This is a genomic window from Chryseobacterium lathyri (assembly GCF_003290185.1).
GTDB classification, from domain to species: Bacteria; Bacteroidota; Bacteroidia; order Flavobacteriales; family Weeksellaceae; genus Chryseobacterium; species Chryseobacterium lathyri.
On record NZ_QNFY01000001.1, the window covers coordinates 395,401 to 412,669 of the forward strand.

General features: G+C 40.3%; 11 protein-coding genes. 9 read left to right on the forward strand and 2 right to left on the reverse strand.

What is annotated here, in order from left to right:
- Positions 1–186: 186 nt before the first annotated feature.
- Positions 187–1,284 carry a TauD/TfdA family dioxygenase gene (locus DRF61_RS01840; RefSeq protein ID WP_111953450.1) on the reverse strand — a complete coding sequence of 366 codons (1,098 nt, stop codon included), beginning with the start codon at positions 1,282–1,284 and terminating at the stop codon, positions 187–189.
- Positions 1,285–1,501: 217 nt separating this feature from the next.
- On the opposite strand from DRF61_RS01840, the gene DRF61_RS01845 reads away from it, so the two are divergent.
- From DRF61_RS01845 to DRF61_RS01885, 9 genes are read left to right on the forward strand one after another with little or no spacing between them, the layout of a single operon-like run.
- Positions 1,502–3,028, forward strand: coding sequence for a pyridoxal phosphate-dependent decarboxylase family protein (locus DRF61_RS01845; RefSeq protein ID WP_111953452.1), 1,527 nt, complete (start codon positions 1,502–1,504; stop codon positions 3,026–3,028).
- Entirely contained in the window at positions 3,000–5,426 is a 2,427-nt protein-coding gene (locus DRF61_RS01850; protein ID WP_111953454.1) for a GNAT family N-acetyltransferase, read from the forward strand. The genes DRF61_RS01845 and DRF61_RS01850 overlap by 29 nt, the downstream gene beginning before the upstream one ends.
- Entirely contained in the window at positions 5,419–6,735 is a 1,317-nt protein-coding gene (locus DRF61_RS01855; protein ID WP_111953456.1) for a lysine N(6)-hydroxylase/L-ornithine N(5)-oxygenase family protein, read from the forward strand. Before DRF61_RS01850 ends, DRF61_RS01855 begins: the two co-directional genes overlap by 8 nt.
- A 7-nt stretch (positions 6,736–6,742) precedes the next feature.
- The gene (locus DRF61_RS01860; RefSeq protein WP_111953458.1) at positions 6,743–8,557 is read left to right on the forward strand and encodes an IucA/IucC family protein; all 1,815 of its coding nucleotides are present in this window, start codon (positions 6,743–6,745) and stop codon (positions 8,555–8,557) included.
- Complete coding sequence (locus tag DRF61_RS01865; RefSeq protein ID WP_111953460.1) at positions 8,554–9,957, forward strand: MATE family efflux transporter; 1,404 nt, start codon at positions 8,554–8,556, stop codon at positions 9,955–9,957. The genes DRF61_RS01860 and DRF61_RS01865 overlap by 4 nt, the downstream gene beginning before the upstream one ends.
- A 1-nt stretch (position 9,958) precedes the next feature.
- Complete coding sequence (locus DRF61_RS01870; protein ID WP_062646915.1) at positions 9,959–10,204, forward strand: acyl carrier protein; 246 nt, start codon at positions 9,959–9,961, stop codon at positions 10,202–10,204.
- A gap of 4 nt (positions 10,205–10,208) precedes the next feature.
- Positions 10,209–11,597 carry an AMP-binding protein gene (locus DRF61_RS01875; protein ID WP_111953462.1) on the forward strand — a complete coding sequence of 463 codons (1,389 nt, stop codon included), beginning with the start codon at positions 10,209–10,211 and terminating at the stop codon, positions 11,595–11,597.
- On the forward strand, positions 11,584–14,022 hold the full coding sequence (locus tag DRF61_RS01880) for a TonB-dependent receptor (protein WP_111953464.1): 2,439 nt from the start codon (positions 11,584–11,586) through the stop codon (positions 14,020–14,022). The genes DRF61_RS01875 and DRF61_RS01880 overlap by 14 nt, the downstream gene beginning before the upstream one ends.
- Before the next feature lies 1 nt (position 14,023).
- Positions 14,024–15,208, forward strand: coding sequence for a PepSY-associated TM helix domain-containing protein (locus DRF61_RS01885; RefSeq protein ID WP_111953466.1), 1,185 nt, complete (start codon positions 14,024–14,026; stop codon positions 15,206–15,208).
- Positions 15,209–15,780: 572 nt separating this feature from the next.
- Here DRF61_RS01885 and DRF61_RS01890 read toward each other — a convergent pair.
- Positions 15,781–17,268 (reverse strand): aminotransferase-like domain-containing protein, encoded by a 1,488-nt coding sequence (locus DRF61_RS01890; protein ID WP_111953468.1) that lies wholly within the window; start codon positions 17,266–17,268, stop codon positions 15,781–15,783.
- Position 17,269 lies beyond the last annotated feature (1 nt).

Here is a 17,269-nt window from a genome sequence, read left to right on the forward strand (position 1 = left end):
AAAATTAAGCTTAAAATCAGATGATTTTAGTTAAGCAGAATATTTACTTAAAACAGAGTCCGCCTTAATAATCTTAATCACTTCATTAATGGTAAAAAAACATTTTGCTTTAAAAATAAAAAATCCTTTTAAGCCTTGTGCTTAAAAGGATTCATCATAATGATAATCAATTAATAATGAAATACTTTAAATTTTTTCAAAGTTTTTACCCAAATGTTCTTCAATTACAAAGAACGGATCTTCTGTAAGCGTATGCGCTCTCATTTCCATAAGACTCACTTTACTCATCATCCGAAGCATAATTCTTCTCTGACATTCGTGCTCTACACCATCAACATTTCTTACCCCGGCTCTGAAGGCAGATCTCCCGTGGGCACATAAATGGTTATTCACCAATATCACATCTCCGGCCTGTGGCGTAAACCCTGAATAGATCAGATCTCTTGCCTCTTCCCAGAATTCTGTCAGATGATGATGGGCCTCATCACTTTGTTTAATGCTTGGATTAAACAGCTGTTCTGCTGCATCGAACCGCATGAAAGGTAGCTCGTGATTACCATACAGAACAGCTTCTAATGCTTCTTCTTCCTCTGCAGCTGTTTCCAGATTGGCATCTTTTGGAATTTTATACATCCGTTCAAAAAGAGGCCTGAATTTTTCTCCCATAGATTCATGCGAACGGATAGAATATAGGGTAGAAGGCACCTGCTCTTCATTACGGATATACATAAAGCTTAAAAAGTCTGCCTGATGTTTCAGGAAAGCATCTTCGGTATGTACATAAAGATCTGTTGCAGATCCCGATCCGGTCTGTGTTTCTCTCATTTTTTCATCCGGAATGATCGCATGCATTAATCCGCCACCTTTACGCTGCGAATAATATTGTACGGGCTTCGACGGAAGTGCTCCGTGGATCAAAGCACAGGCAAAACCATAGATATTAAATTTAGAATAATCCGCAGACTGCCAGTTCGGGGGAGTATTTCCTATACTTTCCTGATCAATATCCATTAATCCTCTAAACACAAGCGCTCCGTACTGATCTTTTGAAAAGTCGCTGGCGAAATCAGCCGCTATATGCAGAATTCTTTCCGGTAAAAAATAAGAGGCCAGCTGATGAACATGGGTAATGAAATCTCTGTTTTCATAGCTGTCATATTTTCTCTGAAGATGCACCGCTGTATCTTGTATCATTCTTCTTTCCTGAGAGGTGATCTCAATGACTCTCGGAAGCAGTTTTACCGCAGTAATACTGTCGTTATCTAAAATTTCTAGCGAATTCATTAAAAAAATATTTGGTGTGTGAATATAATTTCTATATTTGTTTTTAATTATTCTAAATAACAATAACCGGTTCAAATTTATGAATAATTTATCAACCACCAAATAAAAAGTAAAAAAAATGTAAAAAATAAAAACTTGACTATCAGGTATATACATCTATATACTATACACTTTTACACAACTTATTGATTTTAAAAATCACCTTACAAATACGTATATGAATAACAATCAAATGCCCGTCGGAGAGATCCTGGGCGCCTACTTACCTCACATTTCGGGGAATTTTGGAAATATTTTTCATTCTAACAATTACGATCATTATCGTTCCGCTGTCGAAGAAACTTTAGACCTTGTAGGAACTTTTCTTCACAGAACCGACAAACCCTTCAGCGGAATAGAAGCCAAAGAAATGAAAGGCATGGTACAGCAGATAGACCTTAATCAAAAACTGTCTTCGTATCAGGAGCTACTTGAAGAAGTAGATACTATATATGTAAAGCACGCGACTGCTTTTCATCTCCCACAATATGTGGCACACCTTAATTGTCCCGTCGTAATTCCCGCTTTGGCAGGAGAAATCCTTGTCAGTGCCATCAATTCTTCACAGGATACTTACGACCAGAGTGCCGGAGGAACCTTCATGGAAAGAAAGCTGATCGACTGGACCGCAGAGCAGTTAGGATACAATGCAGAAACCAGCGACGGCGTTTTCACAGCAGGCGGATCACAGAGCAACCTGATGGGACTTGTGATGATGCGTGACTGCTTTTCCCAGAAGAGATACAACCATAATATTAAGCTGGATGGTCTTCCACAGGAGGCCGGACATTTCAGAATCTTTGTGTCCGACAAATCTCATTTCAGCAACTTAAAGAACGCCTCTATCATGGGATTAGGCGAAAAATGTATCGTTAAAGTGCCTACAGATGAAAGATTCTGTATGGACATCGGTTTACTGAAGAAATACATTAAGAGAGAAGAGCAGATGGGAAATATTCCTATCGGAATTGTAGCAACGGCCGGAACCACAGACTTCGGAAACGTAGATCCTCTGGATGATATCGCCAATATTGCTGAACAGTACAATATCTGGATGCACGTAGACGCGGCTTACGGATGTGCTTTATTATTAAGCGAAAAGTACCGTCATCTTCTGAACGGCATCGAAAGAGCAGATTCTGTGACGATAGATTACCATAAATCTTTCTTCCAGCCGATCAGCAGCAGCGCTTTCATCGTTAAAAACAAAAGGGAATTAAGAATCCTGAAACACCATGCAGACTATCTGAATCCTGTGGAAATGGATGAAGAGGAAATTCCTGCACAGATCAACAAATCCATTATCCAGAGTACCCGTAGATTCGATGCGCTGAAACTGTGGTTTACTTTAAGAATGATGGGCAAAGAACAGCTCGCAGAATATACAGACACGGTGATAGATCTTACCAAAGATGTAGCATCAATGATCACTGAAAATCCTCATTTCGAACTGCTTTCCGATACGGATTTAAGCGTTTTGGTTTTCCGTTATATCAGACCTGATATTGAAGACCTGAATGCTTTGAACCAGCATATCAAAATGAAGCTTTTCTACAGCGGGGAAATTCTGGTGGCAAGTACCAAAGTAGATGGGAATTTCTACCTGAAGTTTACGTTCCTGAACCCGATCACTACGACAGAAGATGTTCACCAAATTTTAAATACAATCAAATCGCATGGAGAAGACTTTGATACAGCAAACTAAGCTTACGGAAAAAGCACAGGAAATCACGATCAGAATCCTGCTAAACGGAATGCTTCGTGAGCTTGGAAACGGAAAGTTCTATCAGGGAGTTCCGAAATACGATATCCTTACGGCTCAGGCACTGGAAAACAGTACCTATCCGCTTCATATAAGATTTGAATTAAAGAAAAGCGACATCTTTTTATTTGCTCCGGTTTCTTACCGTTCTGAAAGCACTTTCCACAACTATGGATTGCCTTTATGGGTGGTTGATCATAAAAATCAGAAGGTTTTTGAACCGGATGTTGATCAGCTTACCGAACTGGTATACCGCGAACTTTCTGAGCAATTCAGTGAAAAAGGTCTTGAATTATTTACGAAAAGAATTCACAGCAGCTTAAGAAATCTGGAAATGATCATGGAGGAAGGTTTACAGGATCAAGATGCTCTAACGTATTCTTTCCTGGAATCTGAACAGCAGCTTCCTGTAGGACATAATCTTCACCCTTTCACAAAAGCGAGAATGGGATTCTCCAGAGAAGAGCAGCTTCTGTATGGTCCGGAATTCAATAAAGGCATTCAGCTGGAGTATTTCCTGGTGCACAAAAGCTGTGTTCAGGAGCAGTCGGTTTTGGAGCAGCCTTACAACGAATTTCTGAAAAGCATCGTTTCATTACCGGAAGATCTTGAAGCGAAATACCTTAACGAGGGTGAAAAACTTTCTGATTTTTATACGGTTCCGTGTCATCCTTGGGAAGCTACTTACCTTTTGTCTATCGAAGAAGGAGCGAAAATGATCAAAGACCGTACTCTGATCCATATCGGAGCTTTTGGGGAAGAATTTTATTCAACCTCTTCCATCAGAAGTATGTACAGTCCTCATATTCCGTGGATGCCTAAGTTTTCTTTACAGGTTCTTCTAACAGGATCGATAAGGATCAATACGGAGAAAGATCTGAAAAGAGGCTATGCATCGGCTTTATGGAGAAAACATGCAGGAGCAGCATTTGAAAAGAATTTTAATCAGTTCAAACTGCTTTTGGAACCTGTAACATTAGGGGTTTATCATCAGGATAAAAATATTGAAAGCCTAAATCTTCTGATCCGCGAAAATCCGTTCCAGCCTGAAGATAAAATCCTTCTTTTAGCAAGATTATGTCAGGACGAACCTGCAGACGGACAGAATTTTATTCAAAAGTTCTTTACAGATGTTTCTGAGAAACTGGGAACCAGTCCGGAAGAATCGGTGACCATTTGGTTTGCAAAATATATTCACTTACTGATTGCTCCTTTAAACCATTTATACGGCCAATACGGCATGGCTCCTGAAGCACATCAACAGAATCTTTTAATCCAACTGGATGATCAGTTGCTTCCGACGACTCTTTTTGTAAGAGATGCACAGGGCTATTTATTAAGAGAAAGTGCAAGAGATCAGTACACTGAACTTTCAAAACAATATCCTGAAATTGAAGACCTTTTCATCAGGAATGAGCGTCTTTTAGATATTATCTCTTACCATGTTTTAGTGAGTAATCTTTCAGCACTTATCGCTTCATTAGGAAAGACAGGATGGGTGAAAGAGAGAACTCTGATCAATATCCTGCATAGCGAATTTGAACAGGTTCATCAGGAAATACCTTCAGACTTTACCCGCTATGCACTTGAAAACCGTCATTGGGGAACAAAAACCAATTTTAAGGCGGTTGCCAATGAAATCGATGGAATCACCAGTGCAGCAGCCATTTCTTACGCCAAAGTTCCGAATCTTCTTCATTATCATTATTTCTCAGATCAGCTGATCCATCCGAAAGGAAAAGAAGCTTTTTTCAAGCGTTATTTCCAGAAAGATGATGTCACGGTTACGATGAGACCTGTTGACCTTGATATTGACCTTGAAATGCTTCATGAGTGGTTTAACCGTGAACATGCGATCAAAATCTGGCAGATGAACTGGCCGATTAACGAGCTGGAAACCTATTACCGTCTGATGCTTCCGGGTGATGAAGCGCACAGCTACATCGTGATGAGTAACGGCGAACCTACATGCAATATTGAGGTTTACTGGCCGTGCAGAGATATTGTCGGTGATTACTATGATGTACTGCCTACCGATTACGGAACCCATCAATTTATCGCACCTACAGATCCGAAGAAGAAATACGTTTCTCCTTCCACACAGTCTATGGTAGATTATGTATTTGCCCAGCCTGAAGTTGGAAAAATGGTAGGAGAAGGCTCGGTAGATTCTCTGGCGTCTATGATGAACAAGGCTCATGTCGGGTTCAAAGTAGATAAAGTCATTGAAATGCCTCATAAAAAAGCCAACCTTAATTTCTGCTACAGAGAATGGTACTGGGAAAAATTCCCGCAAAACAAAGATGTAGAATTCACCGTAAAAATCACTGAACATGAATAGCAACACGATATATAACGTGATCGGAATAGGTATTGGTCCTTTTAATTTAGGGCTTGCCGCTTTATCCAATTCGATTTCTGAATTAAAAACACTTTTCCTTGACCAGAGAGACGGTTTCGACTGGCATCCGGGATTGATGATCGACCACGTAACACTACAGACGCCTTTTCTATGCGACTGTGTATCCATGGCAGATCCTACGAATCCTTTAAGCCTTCTGAACTATCTGAAAGAAACGAACAGGCTGTACAAATTCTTTATCAGGGAAGATTTTTTCATTCCGCGTAAAGAATATAACCGTTACTGCCAATGGGTAGTGAGCCAGCTTCCACAGTGCCGTTTTTCAACACAGGTGGTTGATATTGTGTATGAAGACGGGATGTATTTAATCACAACCATTCATACCAAAACTAAGGAAACAGAGGTTTTCAGAACAGAAAGACTGATCCTGGGAACAGGCACACAGCCTCACATTCCTTCGTTTATTCCTAAAGAGGATTCCCGTATTCTTCATACAAGCTCTTATCTGTACCGTAAGGAAGAACTTTTAGCCCAGGGTAAAAAAATTGCCGTGATCGGTTCAGGACAGAGTGCTGCAGAGGTTTTCTATGATTTGTTACAAAGCCGTAATGAAAATACCCAATTGGGCTGGTATTCACGACCGGATCGTTTCTTTCCGATGGAGTATTCAAAGCTGACGCTGGAGTTGACTTCTCCTGATTATGTGGATTATTTCTACAGCAGGGACGAAGCGGCAAGAAAATCAATATTAAGCAAGCAGCAGGCCCAGTTCAAAGGAATCAATTACGACCTCATCAACCAGATCTATGATTTCATCTACGACCTGAATATTGATAATGCTGATCCAAAGCTGACCATCATTCCAAATAGCCAGTTGGATAGAGTAGATAACAGCAATCCGGATCATTTAACCCTTGAATTCACCCAACTGGAGCAGGAAGTTCCTTACGAACAGGAAGCTGATTATCTGGTGGTAGGAACAGGGTACCGTTACCATGAGCCTGCCTTCCTGAAGAATATCCAGGACAGAATTAAAAGAGATTCAGGCGGATTGTTTGCCGTAAACAGGAATTATTCTATAGACCATAACGGAGGTGAAATTTATGTGCTTCACGCAGAAGTACACACCCACAGCTACATTTCTACCGATCTTGGAATGGCGGCCTACCGTAATTCCTATATCATCAATGACATTTTGGGAAGAGAACATTATAAAATCGAAAAGAAAATTGCTTTCCAGGATTTTGATGTAGAGAAACACGCTGCTGTATCAACTGTCAAAATATAACAGAACAATGAACACCAACTTGAAAAATAATACAATCAGCCAGGAAATCTGGCTCCAGGCCAACAGAGGCCTTATGGCCAAGACGATTGCAGAATTAATGCATGAAGAACGGTTAAAACCTGTTGCCCTTTCACAGGACGAAGCTGGATTTACAGTCTTCAAACTGGAAACCGGGATTGAAACTATAGAATACATTTTCCGCGGGCAGGAAAGAATGATGGATTACTGGCACATTGATACGCAAAGTATCGTGAAAATAGAGAATGGCGTACCCACCTCAGCGCTGAATATTCCCCAGTTCTTCCTTGAAATGCAGACCGTATTCGATCTGGATGCCAATACGCTGGCGAGATATACCGAAGAATTGCTGCATACGTTATACTGTGACGCATTAATTTTATCGAGAGGCATTATGTCTTCAAAAGAGCTCGCTTCCAGTAATTACCAGACCGTAGAGCATCAGATGACAGGCCATCCTTGGGTGATCGTTAACAAAAGCAGGTTAGGATTTTCTCCTACCGATCTTGAAACGTTTGCTCCGGAAGCGGGAGAGAATTTAAAAGTGTTGTGGCTGGCTGCTCATAAGGACAGATCAGCGTTCCAGTCGCTGGAACACATAGATCAGGAAGGATTTTACCGTTCTGAAATTGGAGACGAATTGTATCAGGTATTTCAACAAAGGTTGATTGATTCCGGAAAATCTCCCGAGGATTATAATTTAATTCCCGTGCATCCATGGCAGTGGGAATATAAGCTGAAAATTCACTTTGCAGGTGATATCGCATCTGATATTCTGATACTCTTAGGAGAAGGAAATGATATCTACAGCCCGCAGCAGAGCATCAGAACTTTATTCAATACAGATCATCCTGAAAAAAGATACTTGAAAACTGCTGTTTCTATTTTAAGTACAGGAAATATCAGGGGACTGTCGCCTAAGCAGATGAAAATTGCCCCTTCCATTACAGATTGGGTGAAAGGATTGATCAAAGGCGATACTTATCTTGAAACAAAAGGAACCATATTTTTAGGAGAAGAAGCTTCTATTGCTTATCTGCATCCTCAATACAGTGCAATTGCCGGTGTTCCTTATCAGTATAACGAATTTCTTGGAGCTTTATGGCGCGAAAGTGCTTCCAATTATTTACAGGAAGACGAAGAAATGTTTACTATGGCTTCCCTGCTTTTTGTAGATCAGAATGGAATTCCATTGGTACAGGCTTTTGCAGAGCAGGCAGGAATCAGTATTCAGCAGTGGATTACAGATTATCTGGATGCTTATCTTACGCCGTTACTTCACATTTATTACACCCATTCTCTTTGTGTAACACCTCACGGAGAAAACATCATGGTGGTATTAAAAAACGGAGTGCCACAGAGAATTGTCATCAAAGATTTTGTGGATGATATTGTCCTGACGACAGAAGCAAGGGAGAAACTTCCTGATCATCTGGCAGACGGACTGATCCAGTCTTCCAACAAGGAAAACGTTCCGTTGTCTATTCTCTTGGGTGTTTTTGATGCGTTCTTCAGATATTTATCCAATATTCTGCATACCCATTCCAATTTTCAGGAAGAAACCTTCTGGACGCTTGTTCACGACTGTATAGAGAACTACAAAAACCATAATCCTCATCTGAATGAGCGGTATGAAAAATATGACCTGTATGTTCCTACATTCAAAAGGTTCTACATCAACAGTCTTCGTTTGAAAAACAATGGCTACAGTGAAAATAAAGCATTTGCTATTCCAAAGAAAGACGGTGCACTGCCGAATCCTTTGTATCAGATTGCGAATAAAAACTCTGTAGCGACGGTATGAGAAAGTTTCTGCATCTTGTAAAAGAAGGCTCTGTATTTGCGTACGGAGCTTTAGCGGGAAAAAAAGTAGAACTTACCTCAGGGAGCATCAACCGTTCTATCTTCAGCCTTGCCATTCCTATGGTGATGGAGCTCGTGATGGAATCTGTTTTTGTCAGTATCAATCTTTTAATCATTGCAAGATTAGGAGATAAAGTCTTGGGCTTGGTGGGAATTGCAGATAACTATATCAATTTTGCCAATGCGATTGCTATTGGTTTGGGTATCGCTGCTGCAACACTTACGGCCAGGAGAGCCGGAGAAAAAGATCAGGAAGGTATGAGCCGGACTGCACATTATATCATATTGCTGGCCTCTGCTTTTGCATTACTGATTGGCGGTCTGTCATTCCTTTTTGCGGGTGAGATTATCAGTTTCCTTGGATTCAATACGGGGATTGTAGATAACGGACTCCCTTTTTCCAAACTGGTCTTTCTGAGTATTGGTCTGGTGATTTTGCGTCTGTCTATCAATGGTCTTTTCAGGGGAGCCGGTGATGCGGATCTGGCGATGAAGTCGCTTTGGCTTTGTCACATCTCCAGTATGGTTTTTGCCGTGATTCTTGTGTTCGGACTTGGTTTTATTCCCGCTTACGGATTAATGGGACTGGCTTATGCTACCATATTATCCCGGTTACTGGCGGTTTTATATCAGTTCTTTATTCTTCTTACATGCAAAACCAGTGTGAATCTCCTAGTGAAATTTCATCTCGATCTGCCTTTAATTAAGAAAATCCTGAAAATTACTTTTGGCGGGCTGGTACAGTATATTATTCCTGCTTCAAGCTGGCTGATCATGGTTAAAATCATCGCCACCTTCGGGACTACCGCTCTTGCAGGATACATTATTGCGCAGAGAATTGCTTCTGTGGCGACGATGCCTGCCTGGGGAATAGGAAATGCTGCGGGTGTTCTTACAGGACAGAATTTAGGAGCCGGAAACCCGGACCGCGCTGAGAAAACGGTATGGAGAGCCGGAGGAATCAATATGACCTATCTGATAGCCGTCGCTATATTCTGGCAGTTCGCTGCGGAATATGTGGTGACGTTCTTCACCAAAGAAGCTGTGGTAGCCAGATACGCCGTACAGTACATCCATGTGGTGTCTATGGCTTATCTCTTACTCGGTTTTACAATGGTGATCAGCCGTGCGCTTAATGCGGCTGGTAATATTATGCAGGTAACCCTGCTGTACATGATCATGTTCTATGTGATTCAGCTTCCTTTGGCTTACCTGCTTGGGGTAAGGCTTCAATGGGAACTGAAAGGAATATTTACGGCTATTGTTTCCTCGGAAATCGTACTGGCTGTACTGTTCCTCATGATCTTCAAAAATGGTAAATGGAAAACTATAAAAATTTAAAATGCACACAACAGACGAATTTTATGAAATTATCGCATCAGCAATCGCTGTGAAAAAAGAATTGGTAGACGAAAACCTTACCTATCAGGAAATTCCTGAATGGGATTCCATGTCGCATCTGCTTATTGTAGAAGCGTTGGAGCAGTTCTACCGTGTCAAGTTTGACTTCAACGACATTCTTGAAATGGGAACCGTCGGGAAGATCCGCGAAAAAATGAAAAAATACGATGTACTCGTAGAAAACTAAGTATATGAAAATTTTAGAAAATGTAATTGCCAACAAGAACTTGTTGTTTACAGATGCTTCCACCGGTGCTTCCACGCCGGTTGGAACGCTGTATCGTTCTTTAGGCCTCAATCCTGTAGAAAAAGGATTGATCTTTTTGTACAATGACAACCAGCTGCCGAGCATTGAGGTTCTTCTCAATTTTTACGGAACAACCCATGCCATTGCTGTTTTGGGACAGAAGCTGCACCCGGAGTTTAAAGAACGTCTGGAAGCAGAGTACCGTCCGAAATATATCTTTGACCCCTCCAGAGATGAGGTTCAGGGATATTCGTTAAAGGAGTTTTCAGAAACCGTAAAAATCTTTGCTAAGGAAGATTACCAGCCGGAAGTCACGATTCATCCTGATATCAAGATCCTTTTAAGTACTTCCGGAACCACCGGAGTTCCAAAACTGGTGAAGCTTTCGGATGAAAACCTTTATCAGAACGCTGTGAGCATCCTTCAATACATGCCTATCCTGGAATCTGATGTAGTTCCGCTCAACGTACCGATTAATTTCGTGTACGGTTTTTCTATTTTTACCACCAACTGTATGCGTGCGGGAAGAATAGTCTGTACGGACAAAGACATCATGCAGAAAGCATTCTGGGACGAAATGGAAGAGTACGGTTACAGCACGTTGGGAGGCGTTCCATATTTGTATGAAAACCTGAACAGAATAGGATTCTTCAGAAAAGACAGCACCAGCCTGAGATACATGACCCATACGGGAGGGGTGATCAATGCTGAATTGAGGAAAACCATCTTCAATTATTGCCTTGAATTCGATAAACAGTTCTTTGCCCAGTACGGACAAACCGAAGCAGGCGGAAGAATGGCTTATCTTACCACAGATGGACTTCTTGAAGAGGAAACATCTATTGGTACTCCTGTACACGGAGGAAGCTTCCAGATCGATCCTGAAACGGATGAATTACTCTTTTTACATTCAAGCATCAGCGGAGGTTATGCCAACAAGCTTGAGGATCTGTCTACCTATGAACAGCCTAAGCTTCTTCATACAGGAGATACAGGCAGAAGAGGGCAGAACGGACTGTATTATATCACAGGAAGAATCAAACGCATCATGAAGCTTTTCGGGATCCGTCTCAACCTGGATGAGATAGAGTTTATCCTTAAGAATGGACTGGAAGGCAATACAGTGGTTTGTCTGAATGGCAATGACAAAAAAATCATTGTTCTGTATGACAACATTAATATTGATCCCCAGACTATTAAAGAAACCATTAAAAATAAGCTGCGCATCAATCCGCAATATGTACACACCGAACACATAGAATCATTTCCATTATCACAAAACGGCAAAATCAACTACCCCCTGTTACAAAACTTACAGCATGAAAATATTTAAAACCCCTATATTACTTTTATTTCTTGTCGGTCTTCCATTATTTGTTTCTGCCCAGCAGAGTGAACGTGTTAACGGAAAGATCATGTTGTCTGAAAAAGTGCCCGTGAAGAATGCACTTTTAAGATTAGTCAATACGCCGTATCAGGCTAAGACCAACAGTTTAGGAGAATACTATTTTGATAATGTGCCACCGGGAGAATATACGCTTCAGGTGGTTTTAAATGATATTGAATTGATGCGTGAGCAGATCCGTATTGAAAAAGATGTCTTTGAAATTCCGGTGATTTATCCTGAGACAGAAAATAATGTGATTGAAGGAATTACAGTATATGCCTTCAGTAGAAATAAATTTCTGGACAGAGACAGTACTTCGATCTCTAAAATGCCTTTGAAAAACATTGAAAATCCTCAAATGTACACAAGCATCAACCAGCAGATTCTGAAAGAGCAGTTGGTGTATGATATGTCCGACGCTTTAAAAAACGTTCCGGGTATTGTAAAAATGCAGGGAAGTGCGGGTAGAGCGGGAGACGGAAGTTTCTACTACAATTTAAGAGGTTTTCCTACGAGAGTTTCTATGGTAGATGGTGTTCCTGCGACCACCAATTCAGAAATTGATCCGGCGGATATTGAGCGTATCGACGTGATCAAAGGACCTTCCGGAACTTTATACGGAGGCGCAGTCAATTCTTTTGGAGGATTGATTAATGTCGTAACGAAAAAGCCTAAAGATTATTTCGGCGGAGAAGCTTCTTATCTTTTGGGAAGTTATAATCTGAACCGTGTGACAGCTGATGTATACGGTCCAATCACAGATTCAAGGAAGACTTTATTCCGTGTGAATGCAGCGTATCAGTATCAGAACGGATTCAGAGATTCAGAGTTCAGAAAATCCATGTTTGTTGCACCAACCTTCAGCTACCAGGTGAATGACCGTTTAAAGTTTAGCCTGGGAGCCCAGATTTACACCTATGAAGGAACAAATACACCGATTGTTTTTTTACCGAGAACCCGACCATTCATTGCAACCACTCCGGATGAGCTTGGATATGACTGGAAAAAGTCTTATTCCAATAACGATATGAGTTTAAAAGCGCCTTCCATCAATGTAAAAGCTGAGGTGAATTACAAAATTTCAGATCAGTGGAGTTCCCAGACTTTGATCTCAAGAAATTACAGGAAAACGGAAGGATTGTATCAGTATCAGTTTATGAGAGGAGCTACAGATAACCTTTTGGAACGTAATGTACAGTGGCAGAATGGTGAAGGAGCGTCTACCAGCGTTCAGCAGAACTTTAACGGGGAATTTAAAATAGGAAAAATCAAAAATAAAGTTCTTGTAGGATTAGATTATTTAAACCAGTCTTTGAACAATAACCTTTCTCCAATTGTTGTATTTGATTACATTGACCCTAAAAATCCTACAGCACCGATAGCGCCGCCGGTAACAGGATTATATGGAAATATAACTAAAGATTTAGCGTTACAAAAAATTCAGACTTCTACAGCACCTTTAGTAAGAAATACAGCATCAAGCAATATTTATGGCGCTTATATTTCCGATGCGGTATACATTACAGACCGCTTGGTTACTTTGCTGAGTTTACGTTTTGATCATTATGAAAGCAATGGACAACTGGATTTGATCAAAAATGTAAATACGGGGACATTCAATCAGAATGCGTTATCTCCAAAATTTGGTTTATCCTATCAGATCCTTAAAGATCGCCTGTCTGCCTATGCTAACTATATGAATGGTTTCAGTAATTTAGCTCCGGTTGCACAGCCGCTTGCAGACTATAGTGGAGATTTCAAACCGCAGAGGTCTAATCAGTGGGAAGTGGGATTCAAAGGAAATCTTTGGAGAAACAGAGTGAATTTCACGGTAGGATATTATGATATTCTGGTTGACAATATGTTACGGGCAGATGTTGTGACCCGCGACGGAACAAACTATAATGTGACCATCCAGGACGGAGAACAGAGAAGTAAAGGGATCGAAATTGAAACCATCCTTAATCCAATTCAGGGTCTGAACATTATGGCAGGATATTCTTATAACGACAGTAAGTTTGTAAAAGCTGCTGCCAATGTAGATGGCCGCCGTCCGTCGTCTTCAGGTCCGGCTAATGTATTCAATTCATGGGTAAGCTACATATTGCCGATCAAAGGACTTTCAGGTCTCGGATTAGGTTTTGGAGTAAACCGCGTGGGTGAGCAGGTTACTGTAGATAATGCAGCTACCGGACAGTTTACATTCCCGGCTTATACTTTAGTGAACGCTTCCGTATCTCTTGAAAAAGAAAGATACAGATTAGGATTTAAAATGAATAATTTAGGAAATGCGCAGTATTTCGCAGGACAGGGTGTTATAGTAGCCCAAATGCCCCGTAACTTTGTGGCGGAGGTTACCCTTAAGTTTTAATATGAATTCTATACTAAGAAAAACAACATATCAATTACATCTATGGCTCGGACTAGCGTCCGGGCTTATAGTTGTGATAATGGCAGTTACCGGATGTATTCTCGCTTTTGAAAAAGAGCTGAAACATGCCCTACACCCGGAAAAATATTTCGTCAAAACCATAAAAAAAGAAAAACTGCAGTTTTCCGATCTCAAGCTCAAAGCTGAGCAGGTACTTCCGGACAGTTTAAAGGTAAGCAGGGTAGAAATATCCTCAGACCCATCCAGAAGCTATGCGTTCCGCTCCCTGAAAATGAATAAGGAAGCTTTGACTTATTGGGGCTCATATATTTATTATTATAGGGTTTATGTAGATCCTTACACCGGAAAAGTTCTTGAGGTGGAAAACGCCAAAAATGATTTTTTTGAAATTGTGATGGACCTTCATCGCAGACTTTTATTGGGTGAAAAAATCGGGAAGACCATTACCGGATATTCCACACTGATATTGGCGATCATGCTTTTTTCAGGACTGGTGATCTGGTTTCCCCGTAAAATGAATAAGAAGGCTTTGAAAGGAATGTTTTTCATTAAAACGTCTGCTAAATGGAAAAGAATCAATTATGATACGCACAATGTCCTGGGATTTTATGCTGTTATTCCTTTATGCCTCATTTCATACGCAGCATTGATATGGAATTTTGAAGACGTTGATCAATGGGTCAAAAAAACACTGAATGGAAAGGCGAAAACCGAACAGAAAGCTAAAAGTACCATTCCTACCGAAGAGTCTTCAGACAAGAAAAATATTTTGAATATTGTTGGAAACAGGGTAGAACAGAGCCTGGCGGATAAGAAATCTGCACTCATCAGCTTTCCTAAAACAGAAGAAGGAACTTATTATGCTGAAGTAACGTATGGGAATAAGCAATACCAGAATGAGCAATTCAATTTTGATCAGTACTCAGGAAAAATCCTAAAGCATCAGTCCTACAAAGACAAAAACATCGGCAATGGAACCGCATTAAGAGAAAGAAATTATGACCTTCATACAGGAAGCATCTTTGGAATGACTGGCAGGATTTTATATCTATTTGCAGGAATGATCGCGGCTTCACTTCCCATCACAGGATTCATTATCTATTTGAACAGAAAAAAGAAGAAATCCAAGAAAAAGAAAGTGAAGATATTGACTCCCTCCAATTAAAAAAACAACAAAAATTAGATAAGTGTAACCCGGGTGTTACACTTTTTTTATTTCACCCCCCTTATTTCACAGCCGCATACAACGCAAACATCTGTGCAAATCCGTGTCATCTGTGGTTAATTTTACACTGTTATTTAAAATCAATTTCCTCCAAACATTAATATGGTCGCTGATTCTCGTCCTAAACTTTTTTAAACATTAAGATAAATGAAGAGAGTAAGGTGAGTTAAGAAAAAATCATTGATTTTTTTAAGTTGTCCGCCTTGAAGCGAAACTAAAACTTAATATTCTTAAAAGCTTAATAATCCTTAATGGTTTAAAATATTATCTCTCGCAGACTAAAAAGATCAGGCGGATCTTCCTGTTATGATAAAGAAATCAGAGATTTTCACAAAAAACTTAAGTGTACTTTTTTGCGATAAGCTTTTAAACTTTAAATAAACTTAAGTGTTTCAAGAAAGCTTTTGTGATCTTTGCGGTTGATATTTTTTGTTTACATACGGCTTAGTAAAACGCAAACATCTGTGAAAATTCGTGTCATCCGTGGTTAATTCAAAAAAAACAAATCATTTTTACAATAATTTCCTCGCATGATCAGAAAGGATGTCAATACTCTTCTCCATTTCCTCAAAGTTAAGATTTCCAAAACCCAGCCTCATTGCCGTAATATCTTTCGTCTGGTAGAGTAGTGTTTTAGGAATAAACAAATTATTCTGCGCACAATTCCGGCTTAGCTGCATCAGGTTGACAGGAATATTCCATTCCAGCCAGAAAGCAAGACCTCCCGAAGGCTTTTGAAACTGTATCAATTCATCTAAATTTTCCTTAAGAAGCTCTGCAAAGTGATTCCGCCTTTCCTGATAAACCTTTAAAGACTTTTTAAGATACCGGTGTATTTCTCCTTCTTCAATCATTTCACCTAAGGCCCTTTCCATTAAGATATCACCCTGACGGTCTATAATTCCGAGATATTTCCTCATCTCAGCCATCAGATTTTCCGGAGCAACAATAAACCCGGTCCTGAATCCCGGAGCCAGTGATTTTCCGAAAGATCCGATATAAATCACCATTCCCTTAGTATCTGCACTTGCCAGCGGAAGAATGGGGCTTTTATCATAATGAAATTCATAATCGTAATCATCTTCAAGGATGATAAAACCATACTCGTGGGCAAGGTCGAGCAACTCAAGTCTTCGTTGTGCACTTAAAGCAACAGTAGTAGGATAGTGGTGATGCGGAGTAAGATAAAGCATCCGGATTTTCTGCTTTTTACAGGCCTCCCGGACGTTTTCTACGATAATTCCTTCTTCATCTATCGGGAGTGATACAATATTCACACCTGCTTTCTGGAAAATCATATTCACGGAAAAATAGCTCAAAGCGCCTACCAATACAGTATCTCCTACAGAAAGAAGAATTTCGGAAACGATATAGATACTCATTTCCGTACTTCGGGTAATGAGAAGATTGTTCTTTGAAATAGGCAGTCCGCGGGAAAGATTAAGATAATGCGACAGATGTTCCTTAAAAAATTCACTTCCGTCATGATTGTAGTGGCCCAGCATTTTCTGATTGGATTTCCGTTTAAGAATAGAGCTGTAAAACCTTGAATGCTGCCCGATCTGAGTCAGTCTGATATCCGGAACCCCGTCGTTAAAAACATACTCGCAGTCGGAATGTTCAAATGGATTATCTAAAATATTCGAAGTTTTAAATGCAAAACCTGTGGTTTCAGGATAATTCTGAAGATTGTTTTTTTCAAAATCCTTAACCTTTACCGGTTTTTCCTGATTTTCTCCGATAATGAACGTTCCCTTGTTCGGAAGACTCTCAACCCAGCCCTGTGCTGACAATTCATCATAAACAGCAACGGCGGTATTCCTGTGGATTTCCAACACTTCACTGAAGGCTCTGGTTCCGGGCAACTTGGTGCCGTATGGCAGAAAACCTCTCTGAATAGCATTAATAAGCTGATTTGTAATCTGCATATAGATTGAAGTCTCCGAATTTCTGTCAATTTCTATAAAACTTTGATAAGGAATCTTAACCGGACTATCCATA